General features: G+C 72.7%; 21 protein-coding genes. 15 read left to right on the top strand and 6 right to left on the bottom strand.

The features are described 5' to 3' along the window. Nucleotides 1-85: 85 nt before the first annotated feature. From AB0B29_RS18950 to AB0B29_RS18900, 11 genes are all read left to right on the top strand, one after another. Nucleotides 86-817, top strand: coding sequence for a hypothetical protein (locus AB0B29_RS18950; protein ID WP_362240801.1), 732 nt, complete (start codon nucleotides 86-88; stop codon nucleotides 815-817). After that, nucleotides 817-1437: a TetR/AcrR family transcriptional regulator gene (locus AB0B29_RS18945; RefSeq protein ID WP_362241031.1), complete on the top strand. Its 621-nt coding sequence runs from the start codon at nucleotides 817-819 to the stop codon at nucleotides 1435-1437. Before AB0B29_RS18950 ends, AB0B29_RS18945 begins: the two co-directional genes overlap by 1 nt. A 196-nt stretch (nucleotides 1438-1633) precedes the next feature. After that, the gene (locus AB0B29_RS18940) at nucleotides 1634-3901 is read left to right on the top strand and encodes a molybdopterin oxidoreductase family protein (RefSeq protein ID WP_362240799.1); all 2268 of its coding nucleotides are present in this window, start codon (nucleotides 1634-1636) and stop codon (nucleotides 3899-3901) included. 135 nt (nucleotides 3902-4036) lie between these two features. After that, the gene (locus AB0B29_RS18935) at nucleotides 4037-5488 is read left to right on the top strand and encodes a CitMHS family transporter (RefSeq protein ID WP_436845859.1); all 1452 of its coding nucleotides are present in this window, start codon (nucleotides 4037-4039) and stop codon (nucleotides 5486-5488) included. A gap of 23 nt (nucleotides 5489-5511) precedes the next feature. Continuing rightward, nucleotides 5512-6834 (top strand): MFS transporter, encoded by a 1323-nt coding sequence (locus AB0B29_RS18930; protein ID WP_362240793.1) that lies wholly within the window; start codon nucleotides 5512-5514, stop codon nucleotides 6832-6834. Nucleotides 6835-6934: 100 nt separating this feature from the next. Continuing rightward, entirely contained in the window at nucleotides 6935-7522 is a 588-nt protein-coding gene (locus AB0B29_RS18925) for a hypothetical protein (RefSeq protein WP_362240790.1), read from the top strand. Nucleotides 7523-7976: 454 nt separating this feature from the next. After that, nucleotides 7977-9194, top strand: coding sequence for a class F sortase (locus AB0B29_RS18920; protein WP_362240787.1), 1218 nt, complete (start codon nucleotides 7977-7979; stop codon nucleotides 9192-9194). A 321-nt stretch (nucleotides 9195-9515) separates the two neighbouring features. Continuing rightward, nucleotides 9516-10859, top strand: coding sequence for an ABC transporter ATP-binding protein (locus tag AB0B29_RS18915; protein ID WP_362240785.1), 1344 nt, complete (start codon nucleotides 9516-9518; stop codon nucleotides 10857-10859). Between the two features lie 145 nt (nucleotides 10860-11004). Continuing rightward, nucleotides 11005-12393, top strand: coding sequence for an aldehyde dehydrogenase family protein (locus AB0B29_RS18910; protein WP_362240782.1), 1389 nt, complete (start codon nucleotides 11005-11007; stop codon nucleotides 12391-12393). 19 nt (nucleotides 12394-12412) lie between these two features. Further along, nucleotides 12413-13495, top strand: coding sequence for a Zn-dependent alcohol dehydrogenase (locus AB0B29_RS18905; RefSeq protein ID WP_362240779.1), 1083 nt, complete (start codon nucleotides 12413-12415; stop codon nucleotides 13493-13495). A gap of 191 nt (nucleotides 13496-13686) precedes the next feature. Continuing rightward, entirely contained in the window at nucleotides 13687-15105 is a 1419-nt protein-coding gene (locus AB0B29_RS18900; RefSeq protein ID WP_362240776.1) for an MFS transporter, read from the top strand. On the opposite strand, the gene AB0B29_RS18895 is transcribed toward AB0B29_RS18900, so the two are convergent. The 3 genes from AB0B29_RS18895 to AB0B29_RS18885 all read right to left on the bottom strand — a co-directional run bounded on the left by AB0B29_RS18895 (nucleotide 15094) and on the right by AB0B29_RS18885 (nucleotide 17700). Beyond that, the gene (locus tag AB0B29_RS18895) at nucleotides 15094-16062 is read right to left on the bottom strand and encodes a DMT family transporter (protein WP_436845858.1); all 969 of its coding nucleotides are present in this window, start codon (nucleotides 16060-16062) and stop codon (nucleotides 15094-15096) included. The two genes, AB0B29_RS18900 and AB0B29_RS18895, sit on opposite strands and share 12 nt — an antisense overlap. Nucleotides 16063-16300: 238 nt before the next feature. Then, a complete protein-coding gene (locus AB0B29_RS18890) occupies nucleotides 16301-17023 on the bottom strand; it encodes an ArsR/SmtB family transcription factor (protein WP_436845857.1) in 723 nt (240 codons plus the stop codon). Nucleotides 17024-17058: 35 nt separating this feature from the next. Next, a complete protein-coding gene (locus tag AB0B29_RS18885) occupies nucleotides 17059-17700 on the bottom strand; it encodes a TetR/AcrR family transcriptional regulator (RefSeq protein WP_362240770.1) in 642 nt (213 codons plus the stop codon). Between the two features lie 82 nt (nucleotides 17701-17782). On the opposite strand from AB0B29_RS18885, the gene AB0B29_RS18880 reads away from it, so the two are divergent. The 3 genes from AB0B29_RS18880 (at nucleotide 17783) to AB0B29_RS18870 (ending at nucleotide 19946) form a co-directional block, all read left to right on the top strand. Then, nucleotides 17783-18934 carry an acyl-CoA dehydrogenase family protein gene (locus AB0B29_RS18880; protein ID WP_362240767.1) on the top strand — a complete coding sequence of 384 codons (1152 nt, stop codon included), beginning with the start codon at nucleotides 17783-17785 and terminating at the stop codon, nucleotides 18932-18934. Between the two features lie 60 nt (nucleotides 18935-18994). Continuing rightward, complete coding sequence (locus tag AB0B29_RS18875) at nucleotides 18995-19240, top strand: YiaA/YiaB family inner membrane protein (protein WP_362240764.1); 246 nt, start codon at nucleotides 18995-18997, stop codon at nucleotides 19238-19240. 70 nt (nucleotides 19241-19310) lie between these two features. Continuing rightward, nucleotides 19311-19946 carry a TetR/AcrR family transcriptional regulator gene (locus AB0B29_RS18870; protein WP_362240761.1) on the top strand — a complete coding sequence of 212 codons (636 nt, stop codon included), beginning with the start codon at nucleotides 19311-19313 and terminating at the stop codon, nucleotides 19944-19946. Nucleotides 19947-20017: 71 nt separating this feature from the next. Here the strand turns inward: AB0B29_RS18870 and AB0B29_RS18865 are convergent, their stop codons facing one another. Next, entirely contained in the window at nucleotides 20018-20479 is a 462-nt protein-coding gene (locus tag AB0B29_RS18865) for a MaoC family dehydratase (RefSeq protein ID WP_362240758.1), read from the bottom strand. Nucleotides 20480-20587: 108 nt separating this feature from the next. Here AB0B29_RS18865 and soxR point away from each other — a divergent pair, with 108 nt between their 5' ends. Then, nucleotides 20588-21061, top strand: coding sequence for a redox-sensitive transcriptional activator SoxR (gene soxR / locus AB0B29_RS18860; RefSeq protein WP_362240756.1), 474 nt, complete (start codon nucleotides 20588-20590; stop codon nucleotides 21059-21061). A 51-nt stretch (nucleotides 21062-21112) separates the two neighbouring features. On the opposite strand, the gene AB0B29_RS18855 is transcribed toward soxR, so the two are convergent. Together AB0B29_RS18855 and AB0B29_RS18850 are read right to left on the bottom strand one after the other, a co-directional pair. Next, nucleotides 21113-21829: a 3-keto-5-aminohexanoate cleavage protein gene (locus AB0B29_RS18855; RefSeq protein WP_362241027.1), complete on the bottom strand. Its 717-nt coding sequence runs from the start codon at nucleotides 21827-21829 to the stop codon at nucleotides 21113-21115. A gap of 75 nt (nucleotides 21830-21904) precedes the next feature. Further along, entirely contained in the window at nucleotides 21905-22507 is a 603-nt protein-coding gene (locus tag AB0B29_RS18850) for a hypothetical protein (protein WP_362240753.1), read from the bottom strand. Between the last annotated feature and the right edge of the window lie 208 nt (nucleotides 22508-22715).

The following is a 22715-nucleotide window of genomic DNA, read 5'->3' as shown; positions in this document are numbered from 1 at the left end:
GGCGCGCGCCCTCCTCTTCACGGATGACCGGAACCCGACTTGAGAATGATCCGCGGGGGCGGACGTGTGTTCTACGCTCCCGAACATGTCGTGGACACGGAGACTTTGCGCCGCGCTCGCGGGCTGTGTCCTCCTCATGGCCGGATCCGCGGGTTGCGCCACCGGTGAGGCCCGGGAGGGCGGTGCGTCGCCCGCACCGGTCGGCAAGATCCTCGAGGACCGGGACCGGGACGGGGAGCCCCTGCGCGAAGTGGCGCCCGAGGGCGCCCCCGACGTCGGGGTCGAGGTGCAGCCCGACGCCGCCGGCGGCTGGGACGTACGCCTGACGGTACGGAACTTCCGCTTCTCGCCGGCCGGTGCGGCAGCCCGAGCGGTGGCGGGGCGCGGCCTCGCGCACCTCTTCGTCGACGGTCGCCCCGTGACCCGGCTCCGCACCTCCACCTACCGGCTGGACCCCCGTCTCGTGCCGCGCGGCACGCACCACGTCACGGCTCGTCTCCACGCCGACGACGGCACCGTGTGGGCGGTGGACGGCAAGCCCGTGGAGAGCACGGCCGACATCACCGCGTCGGAGCCGGGCCCGGGGGTGACGCCGGACGCCGCCTCCCGGCGCCAGGCCCGGACCCGGGGCGCGGACACCGGCGGCCGGGGTGCACCGGAAACCGGCCGGGGTGCACCGGACGCGGGCCGGGGTGCGTTCGAGGGCCCGGGTGCACCGCACGGTGGCCCAGGCGCGTCCGAGGGTCGGGGTGCACCGGACCGCGGCCCGGTCGCGTCCGGGGGTCCAGGTTCACCCGACCGCGGCCGAGGGGCATGATGAAGCCCGTGCCCCACGCGACATCGCTCCGACGTGCGCCCGTGCAGCGGCGCAGTGCCGAACGCCTGACCAGGATCCTCGACGCCTGCGCCGACCTCCTCGACGAGGTGGGCTACGACGCCCTGAGCACCCGTGCCGTCGCCCAGCGGGCCTCGGTCCCGATCGGCTCGGTCTACCGCTTCTTCGGCAACAAGCGCCAGATGGCCGACGCCCTGGCCCAGCGCAACCTGGAGCGGTACTCCGAGCGGGTCACGCGGCGCCTGCGGGACGCCGGCGAGGACGGCGACTGGCGCACGGCCATGGACGCCGTGCTCGACGAGTACCTGGACATGAAGCGCACCGCGCCCGGCTTCTCCCTCGTCGACTTCGGCAACCAGATCCCGGTCGGCGCCCGCCAGGCCGAACCCAACCACCGCGTCGCCGACCGCCTCACCGACCTCCTCTCCGGCTATCTCGACCGCGAACCCGACGACGATCTGCGGAGGGTCTTCCTCATAGCGGTCGAGACCGCGGACACCCTCGTGCACCTGGCGTTCCGGGTCGCACCGGAGGGGGACCAGCGGATCATCCACGAGGCGCGGGAGATGCTGCGGGCCTATCTCGCCCGGGTCCTCGACTGAAGCCGAGCGCCCGGGTCTTCGGCTGAAGCCGAGCGTCCGGGTCTTCGGCTGAAACCGAGCGACCGGGCCTTCAACTGAAGCCGAGCGACCGGGCCTCGGCAGAAACCGACCTCTTCAGGGCCTCCCCGCCGTTCATACCGGTCGGTATGCTCGGGCGCGTCAGCGCGTCACCGTAGCCGCCGCCCCGGGAGGACCCTTGTCCCGCACCGCCCTGCGTATCTGCCCCCTGTGCGAGGCCACCTGCGGCCTGACACTCACCATCGAGGGCACGCGCGTCACCCATGCCCGCGGGGACCGCGACGACGTGTTCAGCCGGGGGTTCATCTGCCCCAAGGGCGCCTCCTTCGGCGCGGTCGACTCCGACCCCGACCGGCTGCGCACGCCGCTCGTGCGCCGCGACGGGGAGCTGTGCGAGGCCACCTGGGAAGAGGCCTTCGACGCCGTCGCCGCCGGTGTCCGGCCCGTCGTGGAGCGGCACGGCCCGAACTCCGTCGGGGTGGTGCTCGGCAACCCCAACGTGCACACCATGGCCGGCGCCCTGTACCCGGCCGTCCTGCTCGCCGGGCTCGGCACCCGCAGCGTCTTCACCGCCTCCACGGTCGACCAGATGCCCAAGCACGTCTCCAGCGGCCTCCTCTTCGGCGACGCGAACGCCATCCCGATTCCCGACCTCGACCACACCGACCATCTGCTCCTGATCGGCGCCAACCCGCTGGAGTCCAACGGCAGCCTGTGCACCGCCGCCGACTTCCCGGGCAAACTCAAGGCGCTCAAGGCCCGGGGCGGCACCCTGGTCGTGATCGACCCCCGGCGCACCCGCACCGCGAAGCTCGCCGACCGGCACGTCGCCGTCCGGCCCGGCACCGACGCGCTGCTGCTGGCGGCGATGGCACGGGTGCTCTTCGACGAGGGCCTCGTCGAGCCGACGCCGCACGTGCAGGGCGTCGAGGAACTCGCCGCGGAACTGTCGGAGTTCAGCCCCGAGGCCGTCGCCGAGGCCTGTGACGTCGAGGCCGACGTCATCCGCACCCTCGCCCGCGACCTGGCCGCCGCCCCCACCGCCGCCGTCTACGGCCGCATCGGCAGCTGCACCGTCCCGCACGGCACCCTCGCCAGCTGGCTCGTCGACGTCCTGAACATCCTCACCGGCAACCTCGACCGGCCCGGCGGCGCGCTCTTCCCGCAGGCCGCCACCGACAAGACCCCCCGACCCGCCGGACCAGGCCGCGGCTTCGCCCTCGGGCGCTGGTACTCCCGGGTGAGCGGACACCCCGAAGCCAAGGGCGAGCTGCCCCTGTCGGCCCTCGCGGAGGAGATCGACACCGCCACCGAAGAGGGCGAACCGGTCCGCGCGCTGATCGCGGTCGCCGCCAACCCCGTGCTGTCCGCACCCGACGGCGACCGGCTGGACAAGGCCCTCGACTCGCTCGACTTCATGGTCAGCGTCGACCCCTACCTCAACGAGACCTCCCGCCACGCCGACGTGGTCCTGCCCCCGCCCCCGCCCTCCCAGAGCCCCCACCACGACTTCGCCTTCAACACCCTCGCCGTGCGCAACCAGGTCCGCTACACCCGTCCCGCGATCCCCCTGGAACCCGGCCGCATGGCGGAGACGGAGATCCTGGCCCGACTGATCCTCGCCGTCACCGGCATGGACGGAGCCGACCCCGCGGCCGTCGACCACATGGTCATCGACCAGACCCTCGGCAAGGCGGTGAAGGAGCCGCACTCGCCGGTCCACGGCGGCGACCCGCGCGAGCTCGCCGGCCGGCTCACCGGCGACACCGGCCCCGAGCGACGGCTCGACCTGATGCTGCGCCTCGGTCCCTACGGCGACGGCTTCGGCGTACGACCGGACGGACTCAACCTGGAGAAGCTGCTCGCGCACCCGCACGGCATCGACCTCGGCCCGCTGCAACCCCGCCTGCCGCAGCCCCTGAAGACCCGCAGCGGCCGGGTGGAACTGCTGCCCGGCCCGATCGCGGACGATCTGCCCCGCCTGCGCGCGGCCCTCGCCGAACGTCCCGAGGGACTCGTCCTGGTCGGCCGCCGTCATCTGCGCTCCAACAACAGCTGGATGCACAACGTGCCCGCCCTCACCGGCGGTTCGAACCGCTGCACCCTGCAGATCCACCCCGAGGACGCCGAGCGGCTGGGCGTGCAGAACGCCGAGCCGGTACGGGTGAAGGGCGCCGGGGGAGAGGTGACGGTGACGGCCGAGGTCACCGACGAGGTCCGCCGGGGTGTGGTGAGCATGCCGCACGGCTGGGGCCACGACCGTCCCGGCACCCGCCTCAGCCACGCCTCCGCCGACCCCGGCGTCAACGTCAACCAGCTCCTCGACGGCCGTCTGCTCGACCCGCTGTCGGGCAACGCGGTCCTCAACGGCGTACCCGTCGAGGTCGCCCCCGGAGCCGCGCCGGAATCCCCCGCAGTGACCGAAAAGCTCACCGCTCTGACCTGAGCAAAGCTGTGACCAGCAGTTTTGCGCTTATTGCTCGCACGTCAACGTCTTGTTAACGCTGCTTGAACGCACCTAACGTCTCGGACACCGCCGGCCCTGGTGGGATGTTCAAGGGCGAACGTTAGGTATCCACTCATGCTGACCATCCTCGGCTTCGCCATGATCGCGACCTTCCTGGTCCTGATCATGATGAAGAAGATGTCGCCGATCGCGGCGCTCGTGCTGATTCCCGCGCTTTTCTGCGTGTTCGTCGGCAAGGGCGCCAAGCTCGGTGACTACGTCCTCGACGGCGTGACCGACCTCGCCCCCACCGCGGCGATGCTCATGTTCGCGATCGTCTACTTCGGCGTGATGATCGACGTCGGTCTCTTCGACCCGATCGTCCGCGGAATCCTCAAATTCTGTAAAGCCGACCCGATGCGGATCGTCGTCGGCACCGCCGTGCTCGCCGCCATCGTGTCGCTGGACGGCGACGGCTCGACCACCTTCATGATCACCGTCTCGGCGATGTACCCGCTGTACAAGCGCCTGAAGATGAGCCTGGTCGTGATGACCGGTGTCGCCGCCATGGCCAACGGCGTGATGAACACGCTCCCCTGGGGCGGCCCGACCGCCCGCGCCGCGACCGCGCTGAAGCTCGACGCCAGCGACATCTTCGTCCCGATGATCCCGGCGCTCCTGGTGGGCCTGCTCTTCGTCTTCGTCCTGTCCTACGTGCTCGGTGTGCGCGAGCGCCGGCGGCTCGGCGTGCTGACGCTGGACGAGGTGCTGGAGGAGGAGAAGGAGACCGAGACGGTCCTCGTCGGCTCCGGTGCTTCCGGCGACGGCAAGGTCTCGATGCGCAAGGGCGCCGCGGCCGCCGCGGGCTCCGGCACGGACGCCCCCGCGGGCGGCTCGGGCTCCGCCGCCTCCGCCGACCCCAACGCCTCCGGTGACGACGACACCTTCCAGGGCCTCGACCCGAACCGGCCCACCCTGCGCCCCAAGCTGTACTGGTTCAACGCGCTGCTCACGGTCGGCCTGCTCACCGCCATGATCATGGAGTGGCTGCCGATCCCGGTGCTGTTCCTCATCGGCGCCGCGCTCGTCCTCTCCGTGAACTTCCCGCACATCCCCGACCAGAAGGCCCGCCTGGCCGCCCACGCCGACAACGTCCTGAACGTCTCCGGCATGGTCTTCGCCGCCGCCGTCTTCACCGGCGTCCTCCAGGGCACCGGCATGGTCGACCACATGGCCAAGTGGATGGTGGACGTCATCCCCGGCAGCATGGGCCCGCACATGGCCCTCGTCACCGGCGTCCTGAGCCTGCCGCTCACCTACTTCATGTCGAACGACGGCTTCTACTTCGGTGTCCTGCCCGTCCTCGCCGAGGCCGGTGCCGCGCACGGCGTCACCCCGCTGGAGATGGCCCGCGCCTCGCTGGTCGGCCAGCCGCTGCACATGTCCAGCCCGCTCGTCCCGGCCGTCTACGTCCTGGTCGGCATGGCCAAGGTCGAGTTCGGCGACCACACCAAGTTCGTCGTGAAGTGGGCCGCCCTCACCTGCCTGGTCATCCTCGGTGCGGGCATGCTGTTCGGGATCATCTGAGCCACTTCATGGAGGACGTCATCGTGAGGCCCGGTGGGAACCGCGGCTGGCTGCTCCGCCTCGTCATCGCCTTCGGCTTCGCGCAGGGGGCGGTGTCGATGGCCCGGCCCGCCGTCTCCTACCGGGCCCTGGCGTTGGGCGCCGACGAGCGCGCCGTCGGTGTCATCGCCGGTGTGTACGCGCTGCTGCCCCTGTTCGCCGCCGTGCCCCTGGGCCGCCGCACCGACCACGGCCGCTGCGCGCCCCTGCTGCCGGTCGGCGTGGTGCTGATAGCCGGCGGCTGCGCCCTGAGCGGCGTGGCCGGCTCCCTGTGGACGATGGCCGTGTGGAGCGGGGTGATGGGCCTCGGGCACCTCTGTTTCGTCATCGGCTCCCAGTCCCTGGTCGCGCGCCAGTCCGCGCCGCACGAACAGGACCGCAACTTCGGCCACTTCACCATCGGCGCCGCCCTCGGCCAGCTGGTCGGCCCCCTCGCCGCGGGCGCGCTGATCGGCGGTGAGGACATGGCGGGCAGCAGCGCGCTCGCCCTGATCGTGGCGGGCGCCACCGCGGCCGTGGCGTTCACCTCGCTGTGGCGCATCGAGCATCGCCGTACGGGGTCGCCGTCCGGCACGGACAAGGGGGCACGGGTTCCGGTCCGCGGCATCCTGCGCACCCGTGGGGTGCCCGCGGGCATTCTCATCAGCCTGGCCGTGCTGTCCGCGACCGACATCCTGACCGCCTACCTTCCGGTGGTCGGCGAGCACCGGGGCATCGCGCCGTCCGTGATCGGCGTCCTGCTCAGCCTGCGCGCCGGTGCGACGATCGCCTGCCGCCTGGTGCTGACGCCCCTGCTGCGGCTCCTCGGTCGGCCCCGGCTACTGACGCTCACCTGCCTGCTGGCGGCGCTGCTGTGCGCGGGCGTCGCCCTGCCGGTGCCGGTGTGGGCGCTCGGAGTGCTGCTGGTCACGCTCGGCTTCTGCCTCGGGGTCGGTCAGCCGTTGTCCATGACGACGGTCGTCCAGGCCGCCCCCGATGACGCCCGCTCCACGGCCCTGGCCCTGCGCCTGACCGGCAACCGGCTCGGCCAGGTCGCCGCGCCCGCCGCGGCCGGGCTGATCGCCGGCGTCGCGGGTGTGGCGGCGCCCTTCGTGATGCTGGGGGTGCTGTTGCTGCTGTCCTCCGGGGTCGCCGTGCGGTCGCCTCGGGAGCCGGATCAGCCGGATCAGCCGGATCAGCGTGATGAGCCGGGTGAACCGGAGCAGCGTGGTGATCCGGGTCAGTCGGGTGAGCCGGATGGTGACGGCCGCGGGGGGCGAAGGGGTCTCGGGCGCGGGGTGCCGCTGCGCCGGAAGAGCGATATCTGATGCCTCGTTGGGCGGTGCTGCGGTCTTTTCGGCGGTGAGGTGCCAGAAAGTCAGGTGACGAGGTGTTTGTATGTAAATCATCTGACTTGGAGGCATGTTCATGCCCGTCGTACCCCTCGCGCGTCGCGCCGGCGCCCGCACCGCCGTCCTCGCCGCCCTCACCATCGCAGGGACCACCCTGAGCGGGGTGTCCGCCGTCGCCGCTCCCCTCCCGGGGGACAACGGAGACGTCAAGATCCACGCCAGCACGACGGCCGCGGTCAATCAGCGCAACGACCCGAAGGTCTGCGACTTCTACCTCGCCGCGTTCAACTTCGACGCGGGTGAGCAGGTCAACTGGACCATCCAGACCCAGCCCGAGGTCCCGGGCGGCGCCACGCGCACGGGCAGCTTCGTCGCCGACCCGACCGGCATGGGCCGTACCGAGGCCGTCGATCTGCCCAACGGGCAGTACAAACTGACGTGGCTCACCAACCTGGCCCACGGCGCCGGCAAGTTCAAGGTGTTCAAGGTCGACTGCCCCACCTCCAAGCCGGCGACGCCGCTCGGCGGCCCGCCCGCGGGCGGGGGCGGCATCGCCCGCGGTGAGGCCTTCACGCCGGTCACCGGCGCGGCCGCGGTCGGCCTGGCCGCCGTCGCCGGGACGGTCTGGTTCCGCCTCCGTCGCCGCCCCCATGGCGCCGCGTAGGCCGGGTTCCACGGATGGCTCCGCCCCGCTGGGCCGGGGCGGGGGCCCGCTCGGGTCCGATGCCGGGGCGTCGAGGCGGCGGGGAGGCGGTGCCGGGTCCGATGCCGGGGCGTCAAGGCGGCGGGGAGGCGGTGAGGCGGTGAGGCGTCGGCCCGGCGGTGTTGGGTCAGGCGTCGGCCCGGCGGTTCGGCGTGGTGCCGGTGCCGGTTCCGTCGAGGTGCCGTCGGGGTGGCGTGGGGCTGGTTCCGGTTCTGTCGGCGTGCCGTCGGGGCGGCGTGGAGCTGGTTCCGGGTCTGTCGGCGTGCCGTCGAGGCGGCGTGGGGGCGGTAGCGGGTCGGGAGCGGATCCGGGGGGCCGACGGGGCTCCGGAGCCGGCCTCGGAGCCCGCACCCGCTCCGGGCCTGCCGGCGCTCCGGCCGTTCGGCGCAGGGGCGGGGCAGGAGGCCCCGCTCGCGTGCCGTCGGGACGGCGCGGTACCGGCCATGACGACGTCCGCGAGTTCGGGCGCGGGGGCGGGCGGGCCGCGGCTCCGGTGGTCCGGCGCGGTTCCGGCTCGGGCACCTACGCCGTCCCGGCGAGACGGTACGCGGCGCCCGCCGGCGTGCCCGGGGGATGGCCCCGGCGCGCGCGCAGGCCCTGGTACCGCACACGTGCCTTCCGGCTGACACGGACGATCGCGATGACCCTCTCGCTGCTGGTGGTGGCCGGGGTCTGCTGGGACCGGGGCGAAGAGCCCGGCGCGACGGCGGCCACGGCACTGCCGCCGGACTTCACCACGGCCGCCCACCCCGCCGGCTCCGGCACGCCCGCTCGGCCGGGCACATCCGGCACGGGCAACGCCGCCGTGCCCAAAGCCCCCGGCACCGCTGCCTTCCCGGCCGGCCCCGCCAACCCGACCCCCGGCCGCCGGACCGGCCCGGCCGAGGCGCCGGCGTCCGCCACGACACCGGCCCGCCCTCCCGGGTCCCCCCGTACTACCGGCTCCGCCACCCCCGGGGGCCGGGCCCCGGGAGCCGGCGCCCCGGGCCCCGCCAGCTCCAAGGCCGACGCCCCCGGGGCCCGCGCCACAGGCACAGGAACCGGCGCACCAGGACTCCGCGGAGCCAAGCCCGCCACGCCCCCCGGCGGACCCGCGGCCGCCACCCCGCGCCCCGCTCCCAGGCCCGCCGCCCCCGCCGTCCGCAAGCCCCGCCCGCCGGCCGGCCTTCGCCCCCTGCCCCGTTCCCGGGCCACTCGCCTGCTCATCCCCTACCTCGACCTCGACGCCCCGGTCATGGACCTCGGCCTCGACCGCGACCGCCGTCTCACCGCACCACCGGACGACGACCCCAGGCTCGTCGGCTGGTACCGGCACGGCGCCTCCCCCGGTGAGCAGGGCACCGCCGTGGCCGTCGGGCACCTGGACACGGACAGCGGGCCCGCCGTCTTCGCGGGGCTGACCGAGCTGAAGCGGGGCCGGATCATCAAGGCCCGGCGCGCGGACGGGCGGATCGCCGTCTACACAGTCGACGGGATCAAGTCGTACGAGAAGGCTCACTTCCCGAGCAAAGAGGTGTACGGCGCCCGGGGTCGACCCGAGCTGCGGCTGATCACCTGCGGCGGCAACTACGACCGCAGGAAGGGTTACTCCGGGAACCTCGTCGTCTTCGCCCATCTCACCGGCATCCGCTGACCCGGCCCGGCCCCGCCCGACGGCCGGATCGGCCGTCCGCCTCCTCGCCCGGCCCTCGGCCCCCTCGCGACATCGCCCGAAGCCCGGTCCGCCCGAAGCCCGGTCCGCCCGAAGCCCGGTCCGCCCGAAGCCCGGTCCGCTCGAACGGCCGGACCGGCCGTCCGCCTTCTCACCAGATGGACCGAAGCCCCCGATCCCGCCAGACGTCTTCCCCTGGCCGCGCACATTCCGTTAACTTCCGTGACCCACAGCCCCGTACGACCCGGACGGGGCTTCCGACCGCGGAGCACCATCGCCCTGATGACCCCTCGGGGGCCCCTCATGACACGCGCCATCTCCCTGCACGACGTGAGCAAGGCCTACCCGCGGGGCCCCCGCGTGGTGGAGCGGCTGACGCTGGACATCACGCCCGGCGAGTTCGTCGTGCTGCTCGGCCCGTCCGGCTGCGGCAAGTCGACGGTGCTCAGGATGATCGCCGGACTGGAGGAGATCGACGAGGGCCGGCTGCTGCTCGACGGCCAGTACGCCAACGACCTGCCGCCCTCCGGCCGGGACATGGCGATGGTCTTCCAGAACTTCGCCCTGTACCCGAACATGACCAGCCGCGACAACATCGGCTTCCCGCTGCGCATCGAGTCCCCGGGCGTGGACCACCGCCCCCGGGTGGACGCCACCGCCCGCATGCTCGGTATCGAGGACCTCCTCGACCGCCTGCCCGGACAGCTGTCCGGCGGTGAGCGCCAGCGGGTCGCCATGGGCCGGGCCATCTCCCGCCACCCCTCCGCCTTCCTGATGGACGAGCCGCTGTCCAATCTCGACGCCAAGCTCCGCACCCATCTGCGGGCCGAGATCTCCCGGCTCACCCAGGAGCTGGGCGTCACCACGATCTACGTCACCCACGACCAGGCCGAGGCCATGTCGCTCGGTGACCGGGTCGCGGTGCTGCGCGGCGGTGTGCTGCAGCAGGTGGACAGCCCCCGCGTGGTCTACGCGCTGCCCACCAACGTCTTCGTCGCCGCGTTCATCGGGACCCCGCGCATCAACCTGCTGCGCGGCCTGGTGCGCGCTCCGCTGGACGGGGCGATGACCATCAGCCTGGGCAAGCAGTTCCTGCGCCTGCCGGAGCCGCTCTCCCTCGACCACCAGCTGCTGCGCGTCCAGCAGGGCCGCGAGGTCATCGTCGGCCTGCGCTCGGAGGCCGTCCGGATCGCCGCCCACAGCTCTGCCCGCCCCGGCGAAGTGCCGATCACCGGCCTGGTCGAGCACGTGGAGTTCCAGGGGCACGAGATCCTCGTCCACTTCAACACCGGCTCCAGCCCGGCCGTCGTCCCCGAACTGGAGGCCCCGCGCCCCCGCACAGGCCGCCCTGCCCGGCGGCGCCGCGACGGCTCGGTCCTCACGCGGCTGCGCGAGCGGTCCGGACCGGTACGGGCCGGACGGGCCGGGCCCGTGATCGCCCTCGACCACCCCGAGGACGCGCAGGGGACCGCGACCGCCGACGCCCGCCTGCCCGGGGACCTGATCGTCCGCACCACTCCGGACCTGGCGCTGCGCCACGGCATGCAGGTGCCGCTCCTCGTGGACCTCGCCCACCTCTTCGTGTTCGACCGGCACGGCGACCGCATCTGCCCGCATCCGGCGCGGCTGCCCGACCTGGGGGAGTGAGGAACCGCACCTTCGGACGGGACCCGCGCCGTGCTGTGATGGCCCGCGGCCTCCGGGTCCCGGCACCCCGGGACGTCTGGCGTCAGAAAACTATCGCCGCTAGTTTATGTGTCGGACGACGACGCCCCGCACCGGAGGAAGCACGATGAAGGCACACGACGGCATGTACATCGACGGCGCCTGGCGCCCCGCCGCCGGCCAGGACGTGATCGAGGTCGTGAACCCGGTGGACGGGAAGGTCATCGCCACCGTCCCCGCGGGCACCGCCCAGGACGTCGACACCGCCGTACGGGCCGCCCGCGCCGCCCTCGCGGACTGGGCCGCCACCCCGCCCGCCGAGCGCGCGGCCCGCCTGGCCGCCCTGCGGGACGTGCTCGTGGCCCGCGCCGACGAGATCGCCGAGACCGTCACGGCCGAACTCGGCTCCCCGCTGAAGTTCTCGCAGGCCGTCCACGCGGGCGTACCCATCGCGGTGGCGGGCTCCTACGCCGAGCTGGCGGCGACGTACGCCTTCGAGGAGAAGACCGGCAACTCGGTCGTGCACCACGAGCCGGTGGGTGTCGTGGGTGCGATCACGCCCTGGAACTACCCGCTGCACCAGATCGTCGCCAAGGTCGCCCCGGCCCTCGCAGCGGGCTGCACGATCGTGGTGAAGCCCGCCGAGGACACCCCGCTGGTGGCCCGGCTCTTCGCGGACGCCGTGCACGAGGCGGGCATCCCGGCGGGCGTCTTCAACCTGGTCACCGGTCTCGGCCCGGTCGCCGGCCAGGCCCTCGCCGAGCACCCCGGTGTCGACCTGGTCTCCTTCACCGGCTCCACCGCCGTCGGCCGGCAGCTCGCCTCGATCGCCGCCGGACAGGTCAAGAAGGTCGCCCTCGAACTGGGCGGCAAGTCCGCCAACGTCATCCTCCCGAGCGCCGACCTGGCCAAGGCGGTCAACGTCGGGGTCGCCAACGTCATGTCCAACTCCGGGCAGACGTGCAGCGCCTGGACCCGGATGCTGGTCCACCGCGACCGGTACGACGAGGCCGTCGAGCTCGCCGCGGCCGCCGCCGCCAAGTACGGCGAGCGGATCGGCCCCGTCGTCAACGCCAAGCAGCAGGAACGGGTCCGCGGCTACATCGAGAAGGGCGTCGCGGAGGGTGCCCGCCTGGTCGCCGGCGGCCCCGAAGCCCCGCGCGAGGAGGGCTACTTCGTCAGCCCGACCGTCTTCGCCGACGTCACCGAGAACATGACCATCGCGCAGGAGGAGATCTTCGGCCCGGTCCTGTCGATCCTGAAGTACGAGGACGAGGAGGACGCCCTGCGTATCGCCAACGGCACCGTGTACGGGCTGGCCGGCGCCGTCTGGGCCGGGGACGAGGCCGAGGCGGTGGCCTTCGCGCGCCGGATGGAGACCGGCCAGGTCGACATCAACGGCGGCCGCTTCAACCCCCTCGCGCCCTTCGGCGGCTACAAGCAGTCGGGCGTGGGCCGCGAACTCGGCGTGCACGGCCTGGCCGAGTACCTCCAGACCAAGTCCCTCCAGTTCTAGTCAGGGAGTCCCTTCCGTCATGGCTGTCCGCGCCGCCGTCCTGCCCGCCATCGGCTCCCCGCTGGAGATCACCGGCATCGACCTGCCCGACCCGGGACCCGGCCAGGTCCGCGTCCGGCTCGCCGCGGCCGGGGTGTGCCACTCCGACCTGTCCCTGTCCGACGGCACCATGCGCGTGCCCGTCCCCGCCGTCCTCGGCCACGAGGGCGCCGGCACCGTCGTCGCCGTCGGCGAGGGCGTCGGCCACGTCGCGCCCGGCGACGGAGTCGTCCTCAACTGGGCCCCGTCCTGCGGCTCCTGCCACGCCTGCTCGCTCGGTGAGGTGTGGCTGTGCGCCAACGCCCTCAGCGGCGCCGCCGACGTCTACGCCCGCACCACCGAGGGCACCGACCTCCACCCCGGCCTGAACGTCGCCGCGTTCGCCGAGGAGACGGTCGTTTCCGCGTCCTGCGTCCTGCCCGTCCCGGACGGCGTCCCGCTCACCGACGCGGCCCTCCTCGGCTGCGCCGTCCTCACCGGCTACGGCGCCGTCCACCACTCGGCCCGGGTCCGGGCCGGTGAGACGGTCGCGGTGTTCGGCGTCGGGGGAGTGGGCCTCGCGGCCCTCCAGGCGGCCCGGATCGCGGGCGCGTCGAAGATCGTCGCGGTGGACGTGTCCGCCGGGAAGGAGGAACTGGCCAGGACGGCGGGCGCCACCGACTACGTGGTCGCCTCGGACACCACCGCCCGCGAGATCCGCGGCCTCACCGGCAAGCAGGGCGTCGACGTCGCCGTCGAGTGCGCGGGCCGCGCGGTCAGCATCCGCACGGCCTGGGACTCCACCCGCCGCGGCGGCCGCACCACGGTCGTCGGCATCGGCGGCAAGGACCAGCAGGTCACCTTCAACGCCCTGGAGATCTTCCACTGGGGCCGCACCCTCTCCGGCTGCGTCTACGGCAACTCCGACCCGGCTCAGGACCTCCCGGTCCTGGCCGAACACATCCGGGCGGGCCGCCTCGACCTGAGCACGCTGGTGACCGAGCGCATCTCCCTGGAGGGCATTCCGGCGGCCTTCGAGAACATGCTGGCGGGCAAGGGGGGCCGCGCCCTGGTCGTCTTCTAGCCCCGCCTCCCCGCCACCCCGGCCTCCTGCGAGGCCGGGGCCTTCGGCATGTCCTGGCCCCCGGTTCATGCCAAGTACAGGCAAAACTCCTGGTGCACGACCCGTTGACGTCCATACCGTCCGGTCAGTACGTTCCCCGGAACTCGAGCCACCCCCCGTTCCGTCCCCGCACCCACCGGAGCGTGCACCGCATGGACACGGCACCTTCCGCTCAGCCCGTCACCACCACGCCCGCCGTCGGCAACCGACGCCGGGTGGCCACCGCGGCGGCGCTCGCCTCGGCCGTCGAGTGGTACGACTACTTCGTCTTCGGCATCGCCGCCGCCCTGGTGCTCGGCGACCTCTACTTCCCCGCCGGCAGCGCCACGGCAGGCGTTCTCGCCTCGTTCGCGACCTTCGCCGTCGGCTTCCTCGCCCGGCCCATCGGCGGCATCGTCGCCGGCCACCTCGGCGACAAGCGCGGCCGCAAGCCGATGCTGGTCCTCGCCCTCACGCTGATGGGCGTGTCCACCACGGCCATCGGCCTGCTGCCGACGTACGACACGATCGGCGTGGCCGCCCCGATCCTGCTCGTCCTGCTCCGGGTCGCGCAGGGTGTCGCCGTCGGCGCCCAGTGGGGCGGCGCGATGCTCCTGGCCACCGAGTACGCCCCGGAGGGCAAGCGTGGTGTCTACGGCAGTGTCGTCCAGCTGGGCGTCCCCATCGGCGTCGTCACCGCCAACACCGTCTTCCTGCTGGCCGGCGCGCTCACCAGCGACTCGGCGTTCGCCGCCTGGGGCTGGCGGGTGCCGTTCCTGGTCGGCCTGCTGGTGCTCGCCCTCGCCTGGTACATCCACACCCGCGTCGAGGAGACCCCGGCGTTCCGGGAGGCCGAACGGGCGCTCGCCGAGAAGGAGAGGGCCGAGCAGAACTCACCGCTGCGCACCATCCTGCGCGGCCACCTGGGCACGGTGTTCCTGGCCGGCGGTTCCTTCGCGGTGAACACCGCCACCTTCTACATCCTCATCACGGGGGTCCTTGACTACACGACCCGGGAACTGGACATGAAGAAGGGCCCGGTGCTCATGGTCTCGCTGTGTGTCAGCCTCACCCAGCTGGTGCTGATCCCGGCCGCCGCGGCGCTGTCCGACCGCGTGGGCCGCATCCGGATCTACGCCTTCGGAGCGGCCGGCATCGCCCTGTGGGCCGTGCCGCTGTTCCTGCTGATCGACACCGGCTCGCTGCTGTGGCTCGCGGTCGGCACGTTCGTCGCGAGCTGCTTCCTGAGCATCATGTACGGCCCCCAGGCCGCCCTGTTCGCCGAGCTGTTCACGCCGGAGATGCGCTACACCGGCGCCTCCCTCGGCTACCAGATCGCGGCCGTGGCGGGCGGCGGGCTCGCGCCCTTCATGATGGTGCTGCTGCTGGAGGCGACCGGCACCTCGATGGCCGTGTCCGGCTACATCGTGCTGCTCTCGGTCATCGCCCTGGTGTCGATCAGGATCCTCGCGGCCCGGGCGGGCGCGGCCGAAAGCGCACAGGCCGCGCCGGAGCCGAAGGCCCAGCCGGAGACGAATGCCCTGCGCGAGACGAAGGCCCAGCCGGAGACGCAGGCCGAGTCAGCGGGCTGAGTCCCCGACCTCCTCGGGCAGTGGCTCCGGCACCGCCACCGGGGTCACTGTCCGGGCCGCCGCGCGCGACCGGGACCGGGACACCGCCACGCCCGCCAGGCACAGCACACCGCCCACCAGCGTGAGCAGCCCAGGCACCTCGCCGAGGAACAGCCAGGACATCAGCACGACCAGGGCGGGCGCCGCGTACGTCGTCGCGCCCATCCGGCTCGCGGTCGTCCGGGACAGGGCATACGCCCAGGTCGTGAAGGCGAGGGCGGTCGGGAAGACGCCCAGATACACCATGTTGAGCGTCGCGGTGGCGGGCGCCGCGGCGGCCTCGTGCACGAGCTGCCCGGCGAACGGCAGGCACAGCACCGCGCCGACCAGGCACCCGAACGTCGTCACCTGCAGCGGGCTCGCGGTGCCCAGCGCCGGCTTCTGGGCCACGACACCGGCGGCGTACGTGATCGCCGCCAGCAGGCACAGCACCACCCCGAGCACCGAGGAACCGCCCTCGCCCGACATCGACAGGCCCACCGTCACGGCACCGGCGAACGACACGGCCATCCCCGCCAGCAGCCGCGGCGGCATCGGGTCGCCGAGCAGCCGGGCACCGAGCAGCGCGATGAGGATCGGCCCGGTGTTCACGACCAGGGCGGCCGTGCCCGCGTCGACCTGCTGCTCGCCCCAGTTCAGGACGACCATGTAGCAGCCGAACCACAGCACGCCCGATATCGCGATCCCGCGCCAGGCCGAACGCGGCGGCAGCCCCTCCCGCCGCAGCAGGCAGATCACCCCCAGCGTCAGAGCCCCGGCCAGCAGCCGTCCGAGCGCCAGCGCTCCGGGTGAATACGCGTCACCCGCGCTGCGGATCGAGACGAAGGCGGAGGCCCACAGCACGACGGTCACCGCGGCCGCACCGGCGGCGAGCAGCTCCGCGCGGCGGGCGGAAGGGAGGGGGGAGCTGTTCATCATGCCTCCGAGGCTAGGGGGAGGGGCAGGCCGAACGCCCGCGGTTTTCGGACCGGGTGGTGTGGGTTGTCCGGTGGGGTGTCGTGGTGGTTCCGGTTCGGGCGGTGAGGGTTGTCCGGCGGGGTGTCGTGGTGGTTCCCGTTCGGGCGGTGAGGACTGTCCGGCGGGGTGTCGCGGAGGTTCCGGACCGGGCGGTCAGGGGATGGCCGGCCGGGGGCGGGTTCGGGCCGGCTCCGGGTGCTCAGCGCAGGGCCGTCGCCGTCACGCCCAGCAGGTCGAAGAGGGCCCGTTCGCCGGCCGTCGTCACCTTCACGGCCCGCTCGGAGCCGATGCGCACGCACCACCCCGCGTCCAGAGCGTGCCGGCACAGCGCGGCGCCCGCCACGCCCGCCAGATGGGGGCGGCGCTCGGTCCAGTCCAGACATCCCCGGGCCAACGGCCGCCGGCTCCGGCGTTCGAGGCCGATCCCGGCCGACGCGAACCACGCCAGCCCCGCGTCGGTGAGCGCGAACCCCGTCTCCTGCGCCAGCAGCCCGCGTGCCGTCAGCGCGTCGGTGACCACGATGCCGAGCCGCCCTGCGAGATGGTCGTAGCAGGTGCGGCCCCGGGCCATCGCCGAGCCGGCGCTCGACTCCCGCAGGGAGCGCGGCCGTACGGTCGCGCCGGGCGCGACCTGCGCGGCCAGGTCCTCCAGCAGCTGCGCGACCCGCGCGTCGGCCAGCCGGACGTACCGGTGCCGGCCCTGCCGCTCCTCGGCGAGCAGTCCGCCCCCGACGAGCCGGCTCAGGTGCTCGCTCAGCGTCGACGCGGCGACTCCCGCGTGCCGCGCCAGCTCGCTCGCGGTCCAGGCCCGTCCGTCGAGCAGCGCCAGCAGGCACGCGGCCCGGGTCTCGTCCGCGAACAGCGCGGCGAGCCGTGCCAGGGCCGTCGCCCGCGGATCCCTCGTCGTCATGCCGTCCAGCATGGAACACGGACGGTTCGGCCGGTGCCGAAGCGTCGCTACGCCGTGCGCCGCACCTGCTCGTACTGCCGCGCCAGGCCGTCCAGCAGGGCCGTCAGCCCGGTCTCGAAGGCCCTCTCGTCGATCTTCTCCTGCTTCTCGGCGAGGAGGTGCGCCTGCTGGAGGTGGGGGTAGTCGGCGGGGTCGTACGCGCTCGCGTCGTCGACGAAGCCCGCGGCGAACGAGCCGAGCGCGGAGCCCATCACGAAGTACCGCATCAGTGCGCCGATGGACGTGGCCTGCGCCGGCGGCCAGCCCGCGGCGACCATCGCGCCGTAGACGGCGTCCGCGAGGCGCAGTCCCGCCGGGCGGCGGCCGGGGCCGCGGGCCAGCACCGGGACGATGTTGGGGTGGTCGCGCAGCGCGGCCCGGTAGGAGACGGCCCAGTCGTGCAGCGCGGTCCGCCAGTCCCGGCCGTCCTGGAACATCGACAGGTCCACCTGGCCGCTCACCGAGTCGGCGACCGCCTCGAGGATCTCGTCCTTGGTGCGGAAGTGGTTGTACAGCGAGGGCCCGCTGACCCCCAGTTCGGCGGCGAGCCGCCGCGTGGAGACGGCGGCCAGCCCCTCCGCGTCCACGAGCGCGCGGGCCGTCTCGACGATCCGGTCGGTGCTGAGCAAGGGCTTGCGCGGTCGGGCCATGCCGCACATAGTAGGGCTGCACCAGGAAACTAGCAGTGCTAATTTAAATCTACACTTACGACTTTCAATGGGGTGGCCTGTGGTGAATCTGGAGCTCAGCGAGGAGCAGGGCTCGGTCCGGCAGCTCGCGCGGGACTTCGTGGAGCGCGAGATCACCCCGCACGTCGTCGCCTGGGACCGCGCCGAGGAGGTGGACCGGGGCATCGTCAAGAAGCTCGGCGAGGTCGGCTTCCTGGGTCTGACGATCGACGAGGAGTACGGCGGATCCGGCGGCGACCACCTGGCGTACTGCCTGGTCACGGAGGAGCTGGGCCGGGGCGACTCGTCCGTGCGCGGCATCGTCTCCGTCTCCCTCGGACTCGTCGCCAAGACCGTCGCCGCCTTCGGGAACGAGGAGCAGAAGCGACGGTGGCTGCCCGGGCTGACGTCCGGCGCCGCGGTCGGCTGCTTCGGCCTCACCGAACCGGGCACCGGTTCGGACGCGGGCAACCTGGCGACCCGGGCGGTGCGGGACGGCGACGACTACGTCCTCGACGGCACCAAGATGTTCATCACCAACGGCACCTGGGCCGACGTCGTCCTGCTCTTCGCCCGCTCCACGGACGCCCCCGGTCACAAGGGCGTCTCCGCCTTCCTCGTCCCCACTGACACGCCCGGCCTGACCCGCCGCACCATCCACGGCAAGCTCGGCCTGCGCGGCCAGGCCACCGCCGAACTCGTCCTGGAGGGCGTGCGCGTACCGGCCTCCGCCCTGCTCGGGGAGGAGGGCAAGGGCTTCTCGATCGCCATGTCGGCTCTCGCCAAGGGCCGGATGTCCGTCGCCGCGGGTTGCGTCGGCATCGCCCAGGCCGCTCTCGACGCGGCCGTGCGGTACGCAGGGGAGCGGGAGCAGTTCGGCAGGACCATCGCCCACCACCAGCTCGTCCAGGAACTGCTCAGCGACATCGCCCTGGACGTCGACGCCGCCCGGCTGCTGACCTGGCGGGTCGCCGACCTGATCGACCGGGGGCGGCCGTTCGCCGTGGAGTCGTCCAAGGCCAAGCTGTTCGCCTCGGAGGCGGCCGTCCGCGCCGCGAACAACGCGCTCCAGGTGTTCGGCGGCTACGGCTACATCGACGAGTACCCGGTGGGCAAGCTGCTGCGGGACGCCCGGGTGATGACCCTCTACGAGGGCACGAGCCAGATCCAGAAGCTGGTCATCGGGCGGGCGCTGACGGGCGTGTCGGCGTTCTGAGTACGTGTCTGAGTACCTCGGCGGATGTGGCGCGGGCCACGTCCGCCGATGCTTTCCCCCATGAGTGACACACCGGGCAAGCAGCAGAACACGGCCGCCTTCTACGGCCAGGCCGTCGCCTCCTTCGCCGTCGCCATGGCGGCCACGGCCATCGGCATCTACCAGTTGAGCGCCGACGCCTGGGTGCGGGCCTTCCTCGCCATCGCCGTCCTGTACCTGGTCACGTCCGCCTTCACCCTGGCCAAGGTGATCCGGGACCGGCAGGAGGGGGCGGCTCCGTCGTACACCCCCTTCGAAAAGCGCTGAGCGGCCACACTAAGCGCTCGCTCACCTTCGGCGGTATGGTGTTGCTCCTGCCAGAGGAGAGGGGCGAGCGATGAGTACGGCGGAGGAGACGGCCGGCGGCGAGGCGCAGGCGTGGGGCGAGGTCACGCCCGACGCGGCGCGGCGGCTGCTGGTCGCCGCGGTGGAGGCCTTCGCCGAGCGTGGCTACCACGCCACGACGACCCGCGACATCGCGGGCCGCGCCGGGATGAGCCCGGCCGCGCTCTACATCCACTACAAGACCAAGGAAGAACTGCTGCACCGCATCAGCAGGATCGGGCACGAGAAGGCCCTGGAGATCCTGCAGGTGGCGTCCCGGCGGGAGGGCACCCCCACCGAGCGGCTCGCCGACGCGGTCAGTTCCTTCGTGCGCTGGCACGCGGGCGGCCGCACCACCGCCCGCGTCGTGCAGTACGAACTCGAATCGCTGGGTCCCGACGCCCGAGCCGAGATCCTCGCGCTGCGCCGCGAGGTCGACGGTGAGGTGCGCGGGATCATCGAGGAGGGCGTGCGGTCGGGCGAGTTCGACGTCATCGACGTGCACGGCACGACGCTGGCCGTGTTGTCCCTCTGCATCGACGTGGCGCGGTGGTTCAACGTCGGCGGGCCCCGGACGCCGGAGGAGGTCGGCGAGCTGTACGCCGACCTCGTGCTGCGGATGGTGGGAGCCCGGGGCCGGACGGCCTGAGGGGTGCCGGGCCGGGCCTCGGGGCCGGCCCCGGTCCCGGAGCGGCCCTGGCCTCGGAACGGGCCCCGGTCTCAGAAGTAGTAGCGGGCCACGGACTCGGCGACGCAGACCGGCTTGTCGCCGCCCTCGCGCTCCACGCTGAAGGCGACGGCCACCTGGACGCCGCCGGGCACCTCGTCGACGCCGCTGATCGTCGCGGTGGCGCGCAGCCGGGAGCCCACGGGGACCGGAGCGGGGAAACGCACCTTGTTGGTGCCGTAGTTGACGCCCATCTTCACGCCCTCGACGGCGATCAGCTGCGGCCCGAAGAGGGGCAGCAGGGACAGGGTCAGGTAGCCGTGCGCGATGGTGGTGCCGAACGGGCCCGCGGCGGCCTTCTCCGCGTCGACGTGGATCCACTGGTGGTCACCGGTGGCCTCCGCGAAGAGGTCGATCCGCTTCTGGTCGACGTCGAGCCAGTCGGTGTACCCCAGTTGTTCGCCCACCGCCGACTTCAGGTCGTCGACGGACGTGAAGATCCTCGGCTCTGCCATGTCGTCCAGGCCTCTCGTGTGCGGGGAGTCTGCGCGCTCATCTCTAAGCGACTGCTTAGCATGGTCGGCCGCGGTGGCTGTGTCAACGGACTCGGTAGGGTTCGCGGGGTGCACCGGATTCCAGAGAAGATCCACGAGCTCACGGTCGGCCAGCTCGCGGCGCGCAGCGGCGCCGCCGTCTCCGCCCTGCACTTCTACGAGTCCAAGGGCCTGATCAGCAGCCGCCGGACCTCGGGCAACCAGCGCCGCTACTCCCGTGACACGCTGCGCCGGGTCGCGTTCATCAGGGCCGCGCAGCGGGTCGGCATCCCGCTGGCGACGATTCGCGAGGCGCTCGCAGAACTCCCCGAGGAGCGCACGCCCACCCGGGAGGACTGGGCGCACCTCTCCGAAGCCTGGCGCGCCGAACTGGAAGAACGCATCAAGCAGCTGAACCGCCTGAGGGATCACCTCGCCGACTGCATCGGCTGCGGCTGCCTCTCCCTCGACTCCTGCGTCCTGTCCAACCCCGACGACACGTTCGGCGAACGACTCGTGGGCTCCCGCCTGTTGGTGGAACGGGGCCGTCGAGGTCAGGGCTGAGGGCGTAGGTGACCGCCTCAGGGCACGCGTGACTCGTCGAAGCCGGTCACCTCACGGCCGTCCGTACTCCACCAGCCCTACCGCGACCAACTCCGCATTGGATTGCGCCCGCACCCCGTCGGGCCGCAGCAGCACATCCTCCAGCCCGACCCTGGTATCCAACCCCAGCCGCCCCGCGAGCCGCAGCACCGGCCACGCGCCCCCGTCCTGTCCGTGCAGCAGCACAGGACGGCCGTACGCGGACCCCAGGTCGGACAGCAGCCCCCGTGCCGAAGCGGTCGCGCTCACCGGGTCCGGGTCCGTCACCTCCGCCAGGACCCTCAGCACCTTCGGCCCGAGGGGCGAGGCCGCGAACCGCTCCGCCCCGTCCGTGCCCGACCAGATACCGGCCTCCACGCCCACGCCGAGCTCCATGAGCAGCGCAGCCGTCTCCTCCGCCCCCGGCTCGTGCCAGTTGACCGAGGCGTGGTCGGGCAGCACCGTCCAGCCGCGTATCCGCTCCAGCCGGGCGGCAGGGTCGGGCTCCGCCCACGCACCCGTCGTCACACCCACCGGCACCGCCACGCGCGCCCGGATCGCCGACAGCGTCGTCGCGAGCACCCGCGGCGACAACGTGTCCTGTCCGCAGGGCGTCTTGGGATGGACATGGAGGTCCGTCGCCCCGGCGGCCACGGCACCGGCCGCCGAGTCGGCCATCGACTCGGGTGTCAGCGGCACGGCCACACCGTCGGCGGCCGTCCGCGAACCGTTCAGACATCCCTGCATCATGCCGTCGATGGTGTCATTCACCACCGACAGTGGGGGTGCGGCATCCCCGGCGCACCCCCCGCGCACCCGCATCCGTCAAGCCGACACCAACAACCTGGTCCGCCTGGCGTAGGCCAGGGCCTCGGGCGTGAGCACGGGACGCGGCACCAGGATTCCGCAGTCCGCGCAGACCGGACCGGACGAGGGTTCGTGGTCCAGGTCGTACCTCCAGTAGAGCTGCTCGCCGCCGCAGACCGGGCACGCCGAGCCCGGTTCGCGCTCCAGCGCGGCGATCAGCCGGCGCAGCACCTCGGCCAGCGGTTCACGGGGGTGGACCGCCGGGTCGTCGCACCAGGCCACGCCGAAACCGCCCCAGGTCAGCCGGTGCCAGTCGTCCACACTGCCCGGCCTGCGCAGTCCGTCGTGCTTCTCCTTCTTGCGGCGCTCGGCGAACTCGACCTCGTAGGCCAGCCAGACCGCCCGCGCCTCCTCCAGCTCCTCCAGTGCGGCCACGAGCCGCACCGGATCGGGGGAGCGGTCCTCCGGACCGAACCCCGCCCGGGAGCAGAGATGGTCCCAGGTCGCCCTGTGCCCGTAAGGGGCGAACCTCTCCAGGCACTTACGCAGCGAATAGCGCCGCAGGGCCAGATCGCACCGCGGATCGCGGACCTGTCTCGCCAGACTCCGGAAACCGGCCATCGTCCTGCACCTCCGTCACACCTGCACCTGTAATCCGGTCACTTCGGCGTCGTCGTACGGACGTCGCCGAATAGACGTATCGACAAGCGAATCGGCTCCATCCGATTTCAAATGGCCTCCATAAGCGGCCCCAAGAGGCTCGCCGGTCGACTGCCGTGGTCCGTGTGTCTGTTGTGCCGAATTCAAAAAGTGACGCTTGTTCATCTTC

Source organism: Streptomyces tibetensis, assembly GCF_040647715.1.
GTDB classification, from domain to species: domain Bacteria; phylum Actinomycetota; class Actinomycetes; order Streptomycetales; family Streptomycetaceae; genus Streptomyces; species Streptomyces tibetensis_A.
The sequence above is the reverse complement of the archived record's forward strand: the minus strand, read 5'-3'. Positions and strand labels throughout refer to the sequence as shown.